The sequence below is a fragment of the Modestobacter sp. Leaf380 genome (assembly GCF_001424485.1).
GTDB lineage: Bacteria > Actinomycetota > Actinomycetes > Mycobacteriales > Geodermatophilaceae > Klenkia.
The window spans coordinates 535,279-551,981 of sequence record NZ_LMQC01000019.1 but is presented as its reverse complement, the minus strand read 5'-3'; the positions used below and the strand labels follow the sequence as shown (position 1 = coordinate 551,981).

At 76.9% G+C, this 16,703-nt stretch carries 14 protein-coding genes; 4 read left to right on the top strand and 10 right to left on the bottom strand.

From position 1 onward, the window contains the following. Positions 1-94: 94 nt before the first annotated feature. Positions 95-1,834, bottom strand: coding sequence for a bifunctional diguanylate cyclase/phosphodiesterase (locus ASG41_RS15085; RefSeq protein ID WP_056296337.1), 1,740 nt, complete (start codon positions 1,832-1,834; stop codon positions 95-97). Positions 1,835-1,975: 141 nt separating this feature from the next. Between ASG41_RS15085 and ASG41_RS15080 the strand changes: the two genes are divergently transcribed. Beyond that, the gene (locus ASG41_RS15080) at positions 1,976-2,506 is read left to right on the top strand and encodes an NUDIX hydrolase (RefSeq protein WP_056296776.1); all 531 of its coding nucleotides are present in this window, start codon (positions 1,976-1,978) and stop codon (positions 2,504-2,506) included. 9 nt (positions 2,507-2,515) lie between these two features. Here the strand turns inward: ASG41_RS15080 and ASG41_RS15075 are convergent, their stop codons facing one another. Both ASG41_RS15075 and ASG41_RS15070 read right to left on the bottom strand, forming a co-directional pair. Beyond that, the gene (locus tag ASG41_RS15075) at positions 2,516-3,181 is read right to left on the bottom strand and encodes a GNAT family N-acetyltransferase (protein ID WP_056296774.1); all 666 of its coding nucleotides are present in this window, start codon (positions 3,179-3,181) and stop codon (positions 2,516-2,518) included. 63 nt (positions 3,182-3,244) lie between these two features. Continuing rightward, the gene (locus tag ASG41_RS15070; protein ID WP_056296334.1) at positions 3,245-3,721 is read right to left on the bottom strand and encodes a DUF1992 domain-containing protein; all 477 of its coding nucleotides are present in this window, start codon (positions 3,719-3,721) and stop codon (positions 3,245-3,247) included. Between the two features lie 444 nt (positions 3,722-4,165). On the opposite strand from ASG41_RS15070, the gene ASG41_RS15065 reads away from it, so the two are divergent. Beyond that, positions 4,166-5,560: an HNH endonuclease signature motif containing protein gene (locus tag ASG41_RS15065; RefSeq protein WP_056296332.1), complete on the top strand. Its 1,395-nt coding sequence runs from the start codon at positions 4,166-4,168 to the stop codon at positions 5,558-5,560. A 7-nt stretch (positions 5,561-5,567) separates the two neighbouring features. On the opposite strand, the gene ASG41_RS15060 is transcribed toward ASG41_RS15065, so the two are convergent. Genes ASG41_RS15060 through ASG41_RS15045 form a run of 4 tightly spaced genes read right to left on the bottom strand, consistent with a single transcriptional unit; the run spans position 5,568 to position 10,134 of the window. Further along, entirely contained in the window at positions 5,568-7,217 is a 1,650-nt protein-coding gene (locus tag ASG41_RS15060) for an acyl-CoA dehydrogenase family protein (RefSeq protein ID WP_056296329.1), read from the bottom strand. A 28-nt stretch (positions 7,218-7,245) separates the two neighbouring features. Beyond that, the gene (locus ASG41_RS15055; protein WP_056296327.1) at positions 7,246-8,409 is read right to left on the bottom strand and encodes a lycopene cyclase family protein; all 1,164 of its coding nucleotides are present in this window, start codon (positions 8,407-8,409) and stop codon (positions 7,246-7,248) included. A gap of 17 nt (positions 8,410-8,426) precedes the next feature. Beyond that, on the bottom strand, positions 8,427-8,816 hold the full coding sequence (locus ASG41_RS23690) for an SRPBCC family protein (RefSeq protein WP_056296324.1): 390 nt from the start codon (positions 8,814-8,816) through the stop codon (positions 8,427-8,429). Between the two features lie 40 nt (positions 8,817-8,856). Further along, on the bottom strand, positions 8,857-10,134 hold the full coding sequence (locus ASG41_RS15045; protein ID WP_056296321.1) for a competence/damage-inducible protein A: 1,278 nt from the start codon (positions 10,132-10,134) through the stop codon (positions 8,857-8,859). 297 nt (positions 10,135-10,431) lie between these two features. Between ASG41_RS15045 and ASG41_RS15035 the strand changes: the two genes are divergently transcribed. Both ASG41_RS15035 and ASG41_RS15030 read left to right on the top strand, forming a co-directional pair. Then, on the top strand, positions 10,432-11,295 hold the full coding sequence (locus tag ASG41_RS15035) for a hypothetical protein (protein WP_056296316.1): 864 nt from the start codon (positions 10,432-10,434) through the stop codon (positions 11,293-11,295). Continuing rightward, the gene (locus ASG41_RS15030) at positions 11,292-11,672 is read left to right on the top strand and encodes a hypothetical protein (RefSeq protein WP_056296311.1); all 381 of its coding nucleotides are present in this window, start codon (positions 11,292-11,294) and stop codon (positions 11,670-11,672) included. Before ASG41_RS15035 ends, ASG41_RS15030 begins: the two co-directional genes overlap by 4 nt. Here the strand turns inward: ASG41_RS15030 and ASG41_RS15025 are convergent. From ASG41_RS15025 to ASG41_RS15015, 3 genes are all read right to left on the bottom strand, one after another. Next, complete coding sequence (locus ASG41_RS15025; RefSeq protein ID WP_056296308.1) at positions 11,661-12,566, bottom strand: SDR family NAD(P)-dependent oxidoreductase; 906 nt, start codon at positions 12,564-12,566, stop codon at positions 11,661-11,663. The genes ASG41_RS15030 and ASG41_RS15025 overlap by 12 nt on opposite strands. A 14-nt stretch (positions 12,567-12,580) precedes the next feature. Continuing rightward, the gene (locus ASG41_RS15020) at positions 12,581-14,953 is read right to left on the bottom strand and encodes a SpoIIE family protein phosphatase (RefSeq protein WP_056296305.1); all 2,373 of its coding nucleotides are present in this window, start codon (positions 14,951-14,953) and stop codon (positions 12,581-12,583) included. A gap of 130 nt (positions 14,954-15,083) precedes the next feature. Beyond that, on the bottom strand, positions 15,084-16,664 hold the full coding sequence (locus ASG41_RS15015) for a serine/threonine-protein kinase (protein ID WP_056296301.1): 1,581 nt from the start codon (positions 16,662-16,664) through the stop codon (positions 15,084-15,086). Positions 16,665-16,703 lie beyond the last annotated feature (39 nt).

The window sequence follows — 16,703 nt, the reverse complement described above, 5'->3', positions numbered from 1 at the left end:
GGGGGGCCCGGCCGGTGACGTCGCCCGCCGCGAGCGGCGACGGGGCGGGCTGCTGTCCACGCCGGCGATGATCCCAGCCCGGCGGACGGCCGGCTCACCCGGCGGCTGCCGCACCGTGCGGTCGTCGACCGGTCAGCCGGGCCAGCCGCGGGCCCAGCTCGGCGGCCGGGGCAGGCCGGCCGAACAGCCAGCCCTGGGCGAAGACGCAGCCCGCGGCCCGCACCCGGGCCAGCTGCTCGGCGGTCTCCACGCCCTCGGCCAGGGCCCGGATGTCCAGCGTCTCGGCCAGGGCGACGATGGCGGCGAGCACCGCCTGCGCCTTCCCCGCCTCCGGCCCGTCCACCGCCGCCAGCAGCGACCGGTCGATCTTGAGGGTGTCCAGCGGCAGCGCGAGCAGCCGGGCCAGCGTGGACCAGCCGGTGCCGAAGTCGTCGACGGCGATGCCGACCCCCAGGGCGTCGATCTCCCGCAGCTGGTCGGCGACCCGGCTGGCGTCGTCGGCCAGGGCGGTCTCGGTCAGCTCCAGCACCAGCTGACCGGCGGGCAGGCCGGCCGCGTCCAGCGCCGTGACGACGTCCTCGACCAGGGTGCCGCCGCAGAAGTGCCGGGCGCTGATGTTGACGCCCACGACGACCGGGGTGCCGGCGGCGGCCCAGACCGCGGCCTGCCGGCACACCTCACCGAGCAGCCAGCGGGTCATCGGCACCACGGCGCCGGTCTCCTCGGCGACCGGCACGAACGCGTCGGGGTAGAGCAGGCCGCGCTCGGGGTGCCGCCAGCGGACGAGGGCCTCCACCCCGGTGACCCGGTCGGAGGGCAGGTGCACGACCGGTTGGTAGTGCACCTCCAGCTCCTCGTAGGTGGTCAGCTCCTGCATCCGGCCGGACACCTCCAGGCGCCAGCGGGCGGCGTCGCGCAGGGCGCTGGTGAACACGACGGCGCGGTCCCGGCCGGCGGCCTTGGCCGCGTAGAGGGCGGCGTCGGCGTCGGCGATGACGCCGTCGGGGTCGCGGACCCCGGTGGCCACCGGACTGACCGCGATGCCGGTGCTGGCGGTGAGCACCAGCCGGACCCCGCCGGCGGTGAACGGCTCGCTGAAGGCCTCGCGCAGTCGTTCGGCGACGGCCAGCGCGCCCTCGGCGTCGCAGTCGCGGGCGATCACCAGGAACTCGTCCCCGCCGAGCCGGCCGATGGTGTCCGAGGGGCGGGTGCGGGCGGCGAGCCGGGCCGCGACCTGGGTGAGCAGCTGGTCCCCGACCCGGTGGCCCAGGGAGTCGTTCACGGTCTTGAAGCCGTCGACGTCGAGGAAGAGCAGGGCCGTGCGGTCCCGGCCGTGCACGGCGTCGGCGACCAGGCTGTGCATCCGGGCCCGGCCGGGCAGCGAGGTCAGCGGGTCGTGGTCGGCCTGCCAGGCCAGCTGCTGTTCCCGGTGCACGAGCGCGGTCACGTCGGTGTGGGTCACGACGACCGCCGGCCCGGTGGTCCCGTGGTCCAGCGGGGCGGCCTGCCACTGCACCCAGACCGTGCGGCGGGAGCCGCGCACGCAGATCCGCAGGGCCGGCGGGACCTCGCCGTGGTCGACCACCCGGCGGAGCCCGGCGAGCACCGCGGCCTGGTCGTCCGCGGAGACCAGCCTGCCCAGCGCACCCAGGTAGGAGGCCCCGGTGCGGGAGGGCACCAGTCCCGGGGCGAGCATCCGGCCGCCGTTCTCCCGCCACGACCGGTTGACCGCGAGGATCGTCAGCCCGGCGTCGAGCACCACGGTCGCGGCCGGGACAGCGTCCAGCACCCCTGCCAGGTCGTCGAAGGACCCGTCCCCTGCCAGCCCGCGCATGTCTCGCCCCGTCGTCGGCCGTTCCTGGACCTCACCCAGGACCTTACGGATCAGGATCGTACGTTTGCGCAGCCAGTGGCCGCGTCGTCACCCGAGCGGGTCAGCGCGCACACCGTCCGTGCGCCCCGGGAGGATGGCCAGGTGCGCACCACGAGCAGTCGCGAGGTCTACCGGAACCCCTGGACGACGGTCCGGGAGGACGTCGTCGAGCTGGCCGACGGGTCCACGAGCGTCTACGGGGTGGTGGAGCGGCCGGACTTCGCGATGGTCGTGCCGGCCGAGCGGGACGGCTTCTGGCTGGTCGAGCAGCACCGCCACCCGGTGGACCGGCGGACCTGGGAGTTCCCGCAGGGCGGCTGGCCGGCGGGCGCCTCGGGCACCGCCGAGGACCTGGCGCGCGCGGAGCTGGCCGAGGAGACCGGGCTGCGGGCCGGGCGCCTGGAGCACCTGGCCCACCTGGACCTGGCGCCGGGGATCATGACCCAGCAGTTCGACGTGTGGCTGGCCACCGACCTGACCCCGGGCCCGACCGCCCGGGAGGCCAGCGAGGCCGACATGGTGCACGCCTTCGTCACCGAGGCCGAGCTGGTGGCCCGGGTCCTCGACGGCCGGTTCACCGACGCGCCGTCCCTGGCGGCCTGGGCCGTCGTCGGGCTGCACCGGCGCGGCTGAGCGGTCCGCTCAGCCGCGGCGCGGGGGCCAGCGGCGGGGCTGGCGACGGTGGAAGGCCTGCGGGCGCAGCGGCCGCCAGTCCTCCCGGGAGAGGGCGTACTCGACCTCGCCGTGCTCGGCCCCCGGGATCTGGTCCGGGGACTCCTCGGTGTAGGTGCGGCGCCAGGTCAGGCCGACCTTCTCCATCACCCGCCGGGAGCCGGTGTTGACCGCCATCGTGGTGGCCACGACCTCGTCGACGTCGGTGGCGGTGAAGACGGCGTCCACCAGCGCGCGGGCGCCCTCGGTGGCCAGCCCACGCCCCCAGGCGGAACGGCGCAGCCGGTAGCCCAGCTCCACGGCGTCGGCGCTGCCGCCGACCATGGGGCGCAGCTCGAACCAGCCGACGAACTCGTCGGTGGCCCGGTCCTCGGCGGCCCAGCAGCCCAGCGGCACCGGGCCGTAGTCGGCCAGCAGCCGGGGCAGGTCCAGGCCGCGGACCCGGGCCGGGGGCACCGGCCGGCCGCCGCCCAGGTGGCGCATGACCTCGGGGTCCCCGTGCAGCGCGACGACGTCGTCCCCGTCCGCGGGGCGGACCGGACGCAGCCGCAGCCGCGGGGTCACCACCGGGGGGACGACGGGCCCCTGCGCGGGGAGCTGCGGGGCGCTGAGACGCCACCGTCCGTCGATCGCCATCACGACCACGCTAGACCGCGACGCCGCTGAGAGCCGTGAGCCCGACCAGCGCGTCGTCCTCCGTCACCGGGGTCGGCGGCGCCACCGGGAGACCCGGCGAGGCGGGTCGACCGGTGCCGGTACCGGCTCGGGCTCCGGGGGGCGCGAGGCCCGCCAGGCCTCCACCGCGGGCTCCTCCTCCCGCATCGGGACGACGATCGGCGGCCCGTCCAGCGGCTGCCGCCAGGCCGCCGCCACCCGGTCGTTGAACTCACCGATCGCGGCCCGGACCCGCTCCTCGCTGGTCAGCTCCAGCAGGCGCGCGGGCAGGTCGTCGTACTCCCGGCGCAGCGCCAGGGACGGCGGCAGGAAGTTCGCGTCCGGCTCCTGCCGACGCGCCCAGGACAGCGCCCAGGCGTAGGAGTCCTCCGGCCCGTCCCGGCGCGGCAGCGGCTTGCCCGACAGCGGCAGGTCGGTCAGGTCGCCGCGCTCGGCGGCCGTGCGGATCTGGTGCTCCACCCAGGTCTCGAAGGGCATGCCCTCCGGCTTGCGCTGCGTCACCCGCTCCAGGTTCCCAGCCGAGGGGCGGGACGACCGCCTCGCGGGCGTGACCCCCGCCGCTGCCCTCCTGCTAGGCGGGGCTCGCTGTGGGGCCGCACCGCCGGCGCCGCCGGCCAGACCCTCGCCCTGCCCACCCCGCCGCGCGCGATCCGGCCGTTCAGGACCGATGGTCCGCCCCGGAGGTCACAGGCCAGGCCGGTCGGTGACGAGCGGCGCCGGTCTCGGTGACGAACGGCTGATGCGCTGGGTGGCCGGGGCCGACCCCACAGCACCGACCCGACCCGACCCGACCCGACCCGAGCGTCACGCACGGCGTCTCGGAGCGCGGTCCCACGCCTGCCTGGTCGAGCGTGACAGGGCTCTGAGCTGGCATTTCGTCTTGTCCCGCCGCTCCGGACGCGGTACTCTTCGTACAGGTGTTCGAGTTGAGGAGGAGGCGGAGCGGTGGGTCTGGACCAGAGCTGCAGCACCGCCCCGGACACCTCCCCCGACGTCTGGCAGCCGTGGGGTGAGGACGATGTGGCGCTGGCCGAGCGGCGGGCGACCGAGCGGGCGGCCGCCCGCGACGCAGCCCGGCAGCTGTCGCTCGAGCTCCCGGCCGACGTCGCCGCCGTCCTGGCCGGCGCGCTGGGCCTGGTGGACCCTGAGCCACCGGTCGGTGGTCCCGCCCTGGAGGCGCCGGCGCTGCTCGCCCGGGTGCGCGGGCTCACCAGGTTGCAGAGCGTCATCGACACCGCCCGGGCCCGGGCCGTGCGTGCCGCCGAGTGCGCCCAGGCCGCCGAGTTCGACGGCCACCGGTCGATGGCCGCCTGGCAGGTCGGCCACCTCAACGTCTCACCGGCCACCGCGGCGCGCACCGTCCGGGCCGGCCGCACCCTGGAACGGCTGGCGGACTGGGCCGCGGCCGCCGCGGAGGGCCGGGTCACCCCCGACCAGACCGCGGTCGTCGCCGCGGTGGCCACGCCCGCCCGGCTGTCGGCCGCGGAGGCCATGGGCGCCGACGTCACCGCGGTCGAGCGCACCCTGCTCGGGACCGCCACCGGCACCGCACCAGGAACGCTCACCGCCGTCACCAGGCGGCTGCTCGACTGGATCGACCCGGACGGCCCCGAGCCCGACCCCACCCGGCAGCGCGAGCTGCACCTGACCCCCTCGCCCGGCGGCGGCGGCAGCATCCACGGCCGCCTGGACGCCCTCGGCTTCGAGAAGGTGGCCACCGTGCTGACCGCCTTCCAGCAGGCCGGCCGGGTCGCCGACGACGACCGCAGCCACGCCCAGCAGATGGGCGACGCCCTCGTCCAGCTGGCCGACGTCCAGCTCGCGTGCAGCGACGACGTCCCGGTGCTGCGCAAGCACCGCGCCCAGGTCGCCGCCACCGTCTCCGCCGAGGACCTGCTCGACACCGACCTGGTCCGCGACGCCGCCCGGCTCGGCTCCGGGCAGACGGTGTCGAACACCGTCGTCCAGCAGCTGTCCTGCGACTCGATCGTCACCCGGGTCCTCTTCGGACCCGACGGGATGCCGCTGAACGTGGGACGGGCCCAGCGCCTGGTGCCCGCGCACATCCGGAAGGCGGCCGAGGCCCGCGACGGCGGCTGCGTCTTCGCCGGCTGCCACGCACCCACCTGGTGGTGCGACGCCCACCACGTCCGCGAGTGGGTGGCCGACCACGGGGAGACGTCGGTCGAGAACACCGCGTTGCTGTGCGAGCGGCACCACACCAAGGTGCACCACGGGTTCTCCGTCACCTGGGACCCCGACGACCACCGATGGCGGACCCGCCGCGAGGGCGGGAGCGAGATCGTCGTCGGGTGGCCCCGTACTGCCCTGCTGGGCTGACCCGGGCTCAGGCCGGGGCGACCACCGCGCGGTCCACGATCTCCGCGACCGCCGTCCCGGCGGGCAGCGTGCCCAGCACCGAGCCCCAGTCGCCGCCCAGGCGGGTGGCGCAGAACGCATCTGCGACGGAGCCGGGGGCGTGCTGCAGCAGCAGCGAGCCCTGCAGGCACTGGGCCAGCAGGCCGGCGATCCGGCGGGCGCGCACCTCCATCTGCTCGTGGTCGGCGAGCTCGGCGTGCAACCGGGCGACCGCGGCGTCGTACCGGTCGTCCGCGCCGACGGCGGCCTCGACCTCGGCCAGCACCGCGGCGGCGGACTCCGAGCGGCGGTCCATCGCGCGCAGCACGTCCAGCGCGATGACGTTGCCCGAGCCCTCCCAGATCGAGTTCAGCGGCGCCTGCCGGTACAGCCGCGGCATCAGCGACTCCTCCACGTAGCCGTTGCCACCCAGCACCTCCAGGGCCTCCGCGACGACGCCGGGGGTGCGCTTGCAGACGAAGAACTTCGCCGCCGCCCCGGCCAGCCGCAGGAAGTCGGTCTCCCCGGCGTCCTGCGCAGCAGCCAGCCGGACCGCCAGCGCCGTCGCGGCCTCGCTCTCCACCGCCAGGTCGGCCAGCACGTTCTGCATCAGCGGCTGGTCCACCAGCCGGGCACCGAACGCCGACCGGTGCCGGGCGTGGTGCAGCGCCTGGGTCAGCGACGCCCGCACCGTGGCCGCCGAGCCGAGCACGCAGTCCAACCGGGTCGTGTTGACCATCTCCAGGATCGCCGGCACCCCCCGACCCGGCTCCCCCAGCAGCCAGCCGGTCGTGCCGGCGAACTCGACCTCGCTGCTGGCGTTGGACCGGTCGCCCAGCTTGTCCTTGAGCCGCTGCAGCCGGAACACGTTGCGGTCACCGTCGGGCAGCATCCGCGGCACCAGGAAGCAGGACACACCCTCCTCCAGCTGCCCGAGCACCAGGAAGACGTCGCTCATCGGCGCCGAGGTGAACCACTTGTGCCCGGTCAGGGAGTAGGTGCCGTCGCTGTTGGCGACCGCGCGGGTGGTGTTGACCCGGACGTCGGAGCCGCCCTGCTTCTCCGTCATCCCCATCCCGGCCACCAGGCCCGCCTTCAGCCGGGGGTCGACCAGCCCGGGCTCGTAGGCGGTGCTGGTCAGCCCCGCCTCGAACACCGCGGCCAGCTCGGGCGCCCGCCGCACCGCGGGGACGGCGGCGTACGTCATCGTCACCGGGCAGCCGTGCCCCATGTCGACCTGGGTCCAGCCCAGGTAGCCCACCGCGCGGCGCACGTGGGCGTGCGGGTCCGGGTGCTCGGCGTCCGACGCCAACGCCCACGGCGCCCCGGCCAGGCCGTGCTCGACCGCGGTGCGCATCAGCTCGTGCCAGGCCGGGTGGAACTCGACCTCGTCGACCCGGTGGCCGGTGCGGTCGTGGGTGCGCAGCCGCGGCGGGTTCTCGTTCGCCAGCCGACCCCACTCCTGGGCCTGCTCGCTGCCCGCGACCGTCCCCAGGTCCTCCAGCGAGTCCAGGGTCAGCGCGTCGGCGTGCCGCAGGCACGCCTCGACCAGCACGGTGTCCCCGGCGATGGGGTCGTGCCCGACCAGTGGCGGCACCTGGTTGGTGACCTCGTGCGTGTCCGCGGGGGCGCTGCTCATGCCCTGCACCGTACGGAGCGTCGCCCGCTCAACCCCGACGGCGCAGGGCCCGGCGGGCCGGTCGTGTCGCGGTCGACACCGTGCTGGCCACCAGGTGCAGCCGCATCGCCGGGGCCGCACCGGTGAAGGAGCGGGCCATCGCCGCCGCCACCGCACCGGGCCCGGAGTCGGTCGACAGGTAGGCGGCCCAGGCGTCCTCGGGCAGGGCGAAGAAGCCGGCGAAGAAGTCGTCGGTGGCCCCGGCGTCCAACGGCAGCAACGCCTCCCGGCCCGCCGCCAGCAGGGCCGCGGTCGCCCGCCGCCGGGGCGTCCGGACGGCGCGCCGCACGGCGTCCAGCCCGCCGGAGGCCAGCGCCGCAGCCACCACCGGCGCCAGCGCCAGGGACGACGCCACGCTGTAGCCCGTCGCCGGGTGCACCATCCCGGCGGCCGCACCCACCGGCACCGCGTCGGAGTGCGACCGGGCCGGGGCGTCCAGCGCGATCGCCACCCGCTCCGGCTCCCCCACCACCCGCAGCCCCGCCCGGTCGAGCACCCGGTGCAGTGCCAGACGCAGCCGCTCCAGCGACACCGGGGGCCGGGCGGCCAGCGAGGTGGCCTCCAGCAGCGTGGTGCCGTCCTCCCGGGGCAGCCCGTAGAGGAACAGCGGCACGCGCTCGTCGTCGCCACGCAGAGCCGACCAGTCCATCAGCAGTGCCGTCCCCGCGGGCACCAGCTCCTCGGCGGGACCTGCGACCAGCTCCCCCCACGCGCGCTGCTGGGCGGTGCCGGGCAGCGAGCCGCGGGCGTCGACCACCACCCGAGCGGTCAGCCGTCGGCCGTCGGCGAGCCAGACGGTGGCCGGGTCGCCGTCGGCGTCCACGCCCCGGGCGCTGCCGGTCTCCCGGACCACGCCCAGCTCCTCGGCCCGGCGGGTCAGCTCGGCGTGCAGCACGCCCTCCCGCAGCCGGGCGTAGCGCCGGCCCAGTCGCTGCTCGCCGGCCCGCCGGGTGCGCACGACCGTCGCGTCGTACACCCGGGCCGCGTCCCCGGGGACGACGCCCAACCGGTCCAGTGCGGGCTCCAGCTCATCGGCCCAGGCGCCGTAGGTCGGCGTCCACGGTCGGGACGACGGCGCCAGCACCGTCGTGGTCAGCCCGCGCGCAGCACAGGCGACGGCGGTGGCCAGGCCGGCAGGACCGGCCCCCAGCACCAGGACGTCGGGCGGGTTCAGCTGCGGACCAGCTTCTGCAGCGCCAGCTGGGCCAGCGGCAGGTAGCCCACGATCAGCGGGGCGGGGCCGCTGGCCCGCAGGCCGGTCGTCGTCCCACCGCCGGGGCCGGGGCGGACCCAGTGCACCAGCGTCATCGACGTCGGGCCGACGCGGACGGTCCACACCCACTCGCGGGCCGCCTCGTCGACCGAGTCGACGACGAAGGGCACGGCCACACCCAGCGGCCCGTGCACCCGGCCGGTCACCCCGGGGGCGATCTGGTCGGCGGTGGCGTCCACGGAGCGGATCTGCGGGGACCACTCCGACCAGCGGGCGGGCAGCAGGTACCGCGACCAGGCCTCGTCGGGGTCCACGGTGCCGGTCGCGTGGGTGCTCAGCGTCGTCATGACCGGTGCTGTGCCCGGGTCGGTTCCACGTGGAACGCGGTCATGCCGGCGGACCGCCGAGCAGGAGCGAGCGCAGCACCTGCATGCCCACGGTGACCGTGCGGGTGCGGAAGGCGGTGCGGTCCCCGGGCACGACCAGCGAGCGGGAGGCGACGCCGTCCGGGCCGACCGCGACCAGGTGGACGGTGCCGACGGGCTTGTCCGCCGTCCCACCGCCGGGGCCGGCGATTCCGGTGACGCCGATGCCGACGTCGGCACCGAACCGGGAGCGGGCACCCTCGGCGAGGGCGCGGGCCACCTCGGGGCTGACCGCACCGTGCGCCTCCAGCAGCGCCACCGGGACGTCGAGCAGCTGCTCCTTGGCGGTGTTCGCGTAGGCGACCACCCCGCCGAGCACGGCCGACGAGGCGCCGGGACGGCCGGTGAGCCGGGCGGCGAGCAGGCCGCCGGTGCAGGACTCGGCGGTGGCGACGGTCCAGCCGTGGTCGGCCAGCGCGCGGGTGACCAGGGTGTCGACGTCCTCGCCCTCGCTGAACAGCGTGCCGCCGAAGTCACCGCGGACGGCGTCCACCAGCCGGGCGTAGGCGTCGGCGGCGTCGGGGGCGTAGCGGGTGACGATCTCCAGCTCGCCGTCCCGCAGGCACGTGGTGACCTCCAGGCCGGTGAGCTGGTCGTCGATCCGGCGCAGGGTGGCGGCCAGCTCGGACTCCGGGGTGCCCCACAGCCGCAGGGTGTCCTGGCGGAGCTCGGTGGCCCGGGCCAGCACGGCGCGGACCGGCTCGGCCGCCAGGGCGGCGGGCCACATGGCCTGCAGCTCCGGCGGCGGGCCGGGCAGCACGACCACCGGCGGGCCGTCACCCTCGGCGGGAGGGACGACGAGACCGGGCGCCGTGCCGACCGGTTCGAGCACCAGTGCTCCGTGGGGCACCTGCGCCTGCTTGCGGGTGCCGGCCAGCGTCGCCTCCGGGTCGACCCGCCAGCCGCGGCGGGCCATCAGCCGGTCGACGATGGCGCCGATCCGGTCGGCCAGGGCCTCGTCGACCGCGCTGGGCCGGCCCTGGGTGTCGCCCACGACCTGGGCGGTGAGGTCGTCGGCGGTCGGACCGAGCCCCCCGGAGGTGAAGACGAGGTCGTTGGTGGCGGCCAGGAACCGCAGCGCGGAGGCCAGGTCCTCGGGCCGGTCGCCGACCACCACCACCTGGCCGACGTCGACGCCCAGGGTGCGCAGCTGCTCGGCCAGCCAGGGGCCGTTGCGGTCGGTCACCCGCCCGGTGAGCACCTCGGTGCCGGTGACCACGATGCCCGCGCGCGCTCCCACGTCGGCGACCCTAGGCGGGTGCACGGGGTCCCGCCCGGTCGCGCGGGCCGGCCGGTGGGGTCTGGCGGTCGGGGTGGCTGTCGGGGTGACGGCCGGGGTGCCCGGCGGGCCACGGCAGGCCGGGGGCTCGGGCGACCCACCCCGGCGGGTCCCCCGACCCCCACCAGCCCGCCGATACGGTGGCCGACGACCCGGTCCGGGCGCCGGTGTCCACGGGGGACCGTCCGACCGACCCGTCGGCCACCCCGCCGACCTGCCCCGTCGACCGACCGCTGCCCGACCGCACCGAGGAGAACCGTGAGCCAGCCGCCCTACCCGCCCCCGCCGGCCGACGGGCCGCAGGACCCGCGCACCGCGCAGCTGCCCGCAGCCCAGGGCCCGTCCACCGGCGCGCACCCGCACCAGCCCTCGCAGCCGGTCTTCCACCAGGGCCTGCCCCCGCAGGGCCCGCCGCCGCAGCCCGCCGCACACCAGGGCCAGCGGCCCGGTCAGCAGGGGCAGGGGCAGGGGCAGGGGCAGCAGCACACCGGCCCGCAGGGACACGTCCCGCCCGGCCCGCAGGCGACCGGCCCGCACGCGACCGGTCCGCAGGGTCCGCCGCCCGGGATGACCGGGCCCCAGGAGTACCGGCTGCCGCAGGGCTACGACCCGGCCTACCCGGCCGCGCCGACCGGCCCGATGGACTGGGTCCCCGGCTTCCCGGGCGAGCAGCCCCCGCCGCACCCCAGCGCCCCGGTCGGCAGCGCCCAGGGTCAGGCTCACGACACCGGCCGCGCCCCCCGGGTCAGCGCCTCGCAGCGCACCCCAGCCGACCGGGCCACGCTGACCGCCACCGTGCTCGGGGTGCTGGGTCTCGTCGTCCTGGAGCTGGGCCTGTCGCTGTCCTTCGGCCTCGGGTCCTCGGTCTGGTCGGCGCTGCCCACCTGGTCGGGGTTCGCGACCCTGGCGGCGCTGGTCGCCCTGGTGCCGTTCGTGCCCAGCCGCGGTGGGCTCAGCCGCCGCCAGGCCTGGCAGGTCGGCGCGGCCGGCGGCGCCGGGCTGCTGCTGTTCTGGGTGCTCGTCGTGCTCCCGGGCGTGGCCACCGACCAGGGCTTCGTGTTGACCGCCGGGGTGGCGCTGTCGGCCGGTGCGCTCTGGCTGGTGCACGACCGCCGGAAGTGACGGACACCGCGGGTCACGCCCCGGCCGGGCCGCGCGCCCGGCTGCTGCTCGCCGTCGCCGGGGTGCTCGGCGTGCTGTCCCCGGGCCTGCCCTGGGGTGTGCTGCCCGGGACCGCCCACCCGGCCCGGGTCGCCGTCCTGGGTGCGGCGGTGCTGGCCGCGCTGGCCCTGCGCACCGGCCGCGCCCGGCTGCTCACCGCGGCTGCGGCCGTCGGCGCGGTGGGCGTCCTGCTGGGCGGTCTGGACGCGACCCCCGGCCGGCTGGCCCTGGCCGGTGCCGTCGCCTGCCTGGTCCTCGCCGCACTGGCCGAGCGGTCCCCGGCTGCGGCCCCAGAGGCCCGCTCAGAAACCCGCTCAGAGGCCTGCTCAGAGGCCTAGCCGCACCCCGGTGGCCCGCTCGGCGGCGGCCACGAACCGCGCCCCGGCGACCTCGTCGCGCACGTGGGCGCGGGCGCGGCTCGGTGCCGGGCGGCCGGTCATCTCCTGCCAGCCGCCGGGACCCCAGTACTCCCCGCCGCGGACGCCGTCCCCGACGCAGGCGTGCACCAGCGGCCAGGCGCCGGCGTCCTTGCCCTGGGCGAAGGCCCGGGCCGGCTGCGCGACCACCCGCAGCGGCACCGCGACCTCGTTGACGCCGCTGCGCTGCGGTGTCGACGAGTCCAGCGCGAAGCCGGGGTGGGCGGCCAGGGCCAGGGCATCGCGCCCGACGGCCCGGAACCGGCGGTCCAGCTCGAACGCGAACGCCATGGCCGCGGTCTTGGACCGGCCGTACTGCCGGAAGGACCGGAACCCACGCTCGGCCTGCAGGTCGGCGGGGTCCAGCGGCGACCACCGGTGGGCGATGGAACCGACGGTGACCACGCGGCCGCCGGGACGCAACCGGTCCAGCAGGGCCGCGACCAGCGCCACGTGCCCCAGCGCGTTGCCGCCCATCATCAGCTCGAACCCGTCGGCGGTGGTCTGCCGACCGCGGGTCTCGGTCACCCCGGCGTTGCACAGCACGGCGTCCAGCCCGACGTCGACGGCGGCCGCGCAGGCGGCGACCGAGGCCAGGTCGGCGACGTCGAGGGACAGCACGTCCAGCCGGGCGCCCGGCACCCGCTCCCGGACGGCGGCCACGGCCGCGGCGGCCCGGGACGCCGACCGGCAGGCCAGCAGCACCCGCGCCCCGCGCGCGGCCAGCTGCTCGGTGGCCCAGTAGCCGAGCCCGGCGTTCGCGCCGGTCACCAGCACGGTGCGGTCGGTCAGGTCGGGCAGCACGGGTGCGGGCACCCGGCGATCATGCGTCAGACGAGTGCGCTGTGCCCGACAGGGACCAGCTCGGGACCGGCCGATGCGGGCCGCGGCTGGTCCTCGGGGTGCGCCCGGATGGCCAGCAGGGCCACGTCGTCGTCGACCCGGCCGGACAGCTCGGCGAGCACCCGGTCGCAGAGGTCCTCCAGCGGCAGGTGGCGCAGCCCCGCCAGCAGCTCCGACAGCCAGGTGATGCCCTCGTCGATGGCGACGCCGCGGCGCTCGACCAGGCCGTCGGTGTAGAGCAGCACGGTCGCCCCGGGCTCGAGCACCCGCTCGTGGTCGCCGCGGGACCGCTCCGGGTCCACGCCCAGCAGCAGGTCGGGGCGGGCCTCCAGCAGCTCGACCCGGCCGTCGGGGTGCAGCAGCAGCGGCGGGGGGTGCCCGGCGTTGGTCCAGCGCAGCACCCGCTCCCCGCGGGCGGCGTCGTCCGGGGTCTGCTCGACCGTCGCCAGCACGGCGGTGGCCAGCGTGCCGACGTCCAGGTCGCGCATGGCGCGGTCCAGGCCGGTGACGATCTCCGCCGGCGTCCCGCCACGGCTGTGCGCGACCCCGCGGAGCACGTTGCGCACCTGGGCCATGGCGGCCGCGGCGTAGGAGTCGTGCCCGGTGACGTCGCCGATGACCAGCACCGTGCGGCCGTCGCCGAGCAGGAAGCTGTCGTACCAGTCGCCGCCGACCTGGGCCTGACGCGCGGCCGGCAGGTAGCGGACGGAGACCTGCAGGTGGTCGGGCTCCGGGGGCTCGGACAGCAGGCTGCGCTGCAGCGCCTCGACGGTGCCGGCCAGCGCCCGCAGCGCGGTCCGCTCGGCCTGCCGGGTGAGCACCCGGTCCAGGGCCTGCGCGCACTGTGCGGCGAAGGCGGTGACGACCTCGAACTCCTCGGCGGTGAAGGCCTGCGGGTGCGCCCACCCCACGGTGAGCGAGCCGCGGATGCGGCCGCCGGTGCGCAGCGGCAGTGCCACCCAGGCCTGCGCCCCGGTCTGCTCCACGACCGGGCCCATGTCGGCGGTGAACGCGAGGGACTCCGCGGCGTCGTGCAGCACCACCGTGCGGCCCTCCCGGGCGGCCACGCAGGCCGGCAGCGGGCCGTCGAGCGGCAGCACGCCGTACTGGTCCTGGGTGCCCTCGCCCAGCCCGTCGGTGATGGCCAGCCGGAGCTCCTGCTCCTCCTCGTCCAGGACCGCGACGGCACCACCGTCGGCACCCAGCGCCGACAGTCCCTGCTCGACGACGACGCGGGTCAGCGCGACGACGTCCTCGGTGCGGGACAGCGCGATGGCGACCTCGGCGATGGTGGCCAGCCGGCGGGCGCTGCGCAGCTCGGCCTCGCGGGTCTGGATCCGGTCCAGCGCCTGCGCGCACTGCGCCGCGAACGCGACGAGCACCTCGACCTCCGCGGGCAGGAAGGTCCGCGGCTGCGCCCAGGAGACGGTGAGGCACCCGGTCACCCGGCCGCCGGAGGCCAGCGGCAGGCTGGCGAACGCGACCGAACCGGTGGCCTCGACGACGCCGGCCATCTCCGGGGTGAACGCCAGGCAGGCCGCCCGGTCGGCCAACAGCACCGGCTGCCCGGTGCGGGTGGCCACGCTGACCGGCAGCGGGCCGTCGAGCGGGACCTCGCCGTAGGTGCGCTGCGTGGCCGCACCACCGAGCTCCGAGGAGATGAGCGAGCGCAGCACGTCGCCGTCCCGGACCGCTACCGCGCCCCCGGGGGAGCCGAAGACGGCCATGCCCTCACCGGTGACGGTGGCCAGCAGCTGGTCGACGGTCTCGGCCCCGGCCAGCCGCAGCGCGACGGTGCTCAGCGCGGCCAGCCGGCTGGCGCTCAGCGCCTCGGCGTCCCGTGCCGCGGTCAGCTCGACACCGCGGGCGTACAGGTCGGACTCGACCTCCAGCACCCGCCGCTGCCAGTCCTCGCTGGAGTGGCCCTCGGCCTGGGCCCGGCGCTGCTCCAGCACGTAGTCGGTGACGTCCTCGGCGCGCTGCACCACGTGGGTGCACGTGCCCCCGGCGTCGAGGACCGGGGTGCTTATCAGGCTCCAGAAGCGCTGGGAGAACCCACCCCTGCCGTCGGGGATGGCGTACTCCTGCAGCGGCATCACGTCGGGGACCCGGGTGTCGCGGGCCCGCTCGAAGGAGGCCTGCACCTTGCTGACACCGCCGTCGGCCTCGGAGTCGCTGGGCCCGGCCGGGAACGCGTCGAAGACGTGCCGACCGACCAGCTCGTCCCGGACCCGCCCGGTGGTGGCGAGGTAGGAGGGGTTGGCGTCGACGATCGTGAGACCGGCGTCCATCACCAGGTAGGGCGTGGGGATGGCCCGGAAGACGGCCTCGAAGTCGACCTCGGCTGCTGCGCCGGCCACCGTCCCACCCCCTCGCCTCGCCCGGACCCGGGTCCGGGCGGTCCCGCAGAGGTTAGCCCGGGTCACCGACACTCCCGGGGAGAACGACGACCGGGGCACGCCAGCAGGGCCCGGGGCGCGACGGGACGGGTCAGTCGTCGTCCTCGTCGTCCCGACCGCCGCCGTTCCCGTTGCCGTTCCCACCGCCGTTCCCGTTCCCCCCGCCGTTCCCGTTCCCACCGCCGTTCCCGCTGCCGCCGGGCCGGTCCTGGGTGGGGGCCGGGGCGACGGTGGGCTCGGGGGCGGGCAGTGGCAGCTCGCCGACGGTCGGCGCGGGCGCGCCCACCGTGGTCGCCGGTGCGGGCACCGGTTCACCGGTGTGGGTGACGGTGACCTCGGCACCGGGCGCCAGCGGCGTCCCGGCGGGCGCCACCTCGACCACGACCCCCGCTGCCGCGTCGCCCGCGGCCGTCTCCACGGAGACGACGGTGAGACCCAGCGCGGTCAGCTCCGCGGTCACGTCGGCCAGCGGCCGGCCCACGTAGGCCGCCGGGTCCAGGGTCACCGTCGGCTCGGTCTCGGCGGGGGCCGCCGACGTGGTGGTCGGCCCGGCTGCGGTCACCGGCTCCTCGGTGTCCCGGCCGATGCCCAGCAGCAGCGCGACGCCCACCCCCACCAGGACCAGCGCGCCCAGGACACCGGCCAGCAGCAGCGGCCGGCGCCGTCCACGGGGCCCGTCGTCGTCGGGCCCGGCGTCCTCGGGACCCTCGTCATCGGGACCCTCGTCACCGGGCCCGTGGCCGGGCAGCGGGGTCTCCCCCGACACCAGACCCGGGTCCAGCAGCGCCGTCACCCCGGCCGGGGGCACCAGGTCCAGCAGCTCGGTGCCGGCGGTGGAGGGGTCGCCCGCACGGGCCCGGGCCACCGCGGCGACGACGGCGTCGCCGTCGGCGAGCCGCCGGTGCGGGTCCTTCACCAGCATCGCGGCCACCAGGTCGCGGACCGGCGCGGGCACCGAGGACGGCAGCGCCGGCGGCTCGTCCCGGATCTGGCTCAGCGCCACCGCCACAGAGCTCTCGCCCTCGAAGGCGCGGCGGCCGGCGAGCAGCTCGTAGGCGACCATGCCCAGGGCGTAGACGTCGCTGGCCGGCGTGGCCGCGCGGCCCTCGGCCTGCTCGGGCGAGAGGTAGTGCGCGGTGCCGATGACCTGGCCGGTGAGGGTCAGCGAGACGCTCTCCGCAGACCAGGCGATGCCGAAGTCGGTGACCGCGACCGACCCGTCGTAGCGGACCAGCACGTTGCCCGGCTTCACGTCGCGGTGCACGATGCCGACCTCGTGCGCGGCGGCCAACCCGGCCGCGGTCTGGGCGACCACCTCCAGCACCTGGTCGGCCGGCAGCGCCCCCTCCCGCCGGACGACGTCGGCCAGGGACTCCCCGACGACCAGCTCCATCACCAGGTAGGCCAGGTGCTCGCCGTCGGTCGCCTCGGTCTCGCCGTAGTCGAAGACGGCGACGACGTTGCGGTGGTGCAGCAGCGCGGTGTGCCGGGCCTCGGCGCGGAAGCGGGCCAGGAACCCCTCGTCCCCGGCGTACTCGCTGCGCAGCACCTTGACCGCGACCGGGCGGCCCAGCCGCTGGTCGTGCGCCCGCCAGACCCGGCCCATGCCGCCGGTGGCGATCAGCGACCGGAGTTCGTACCGGTCACCGAAGACGCGGGTCGCTGGGTCCACCCGCCCATGGTGCCCGGTGGCCCCGGGGACGTCGACGGA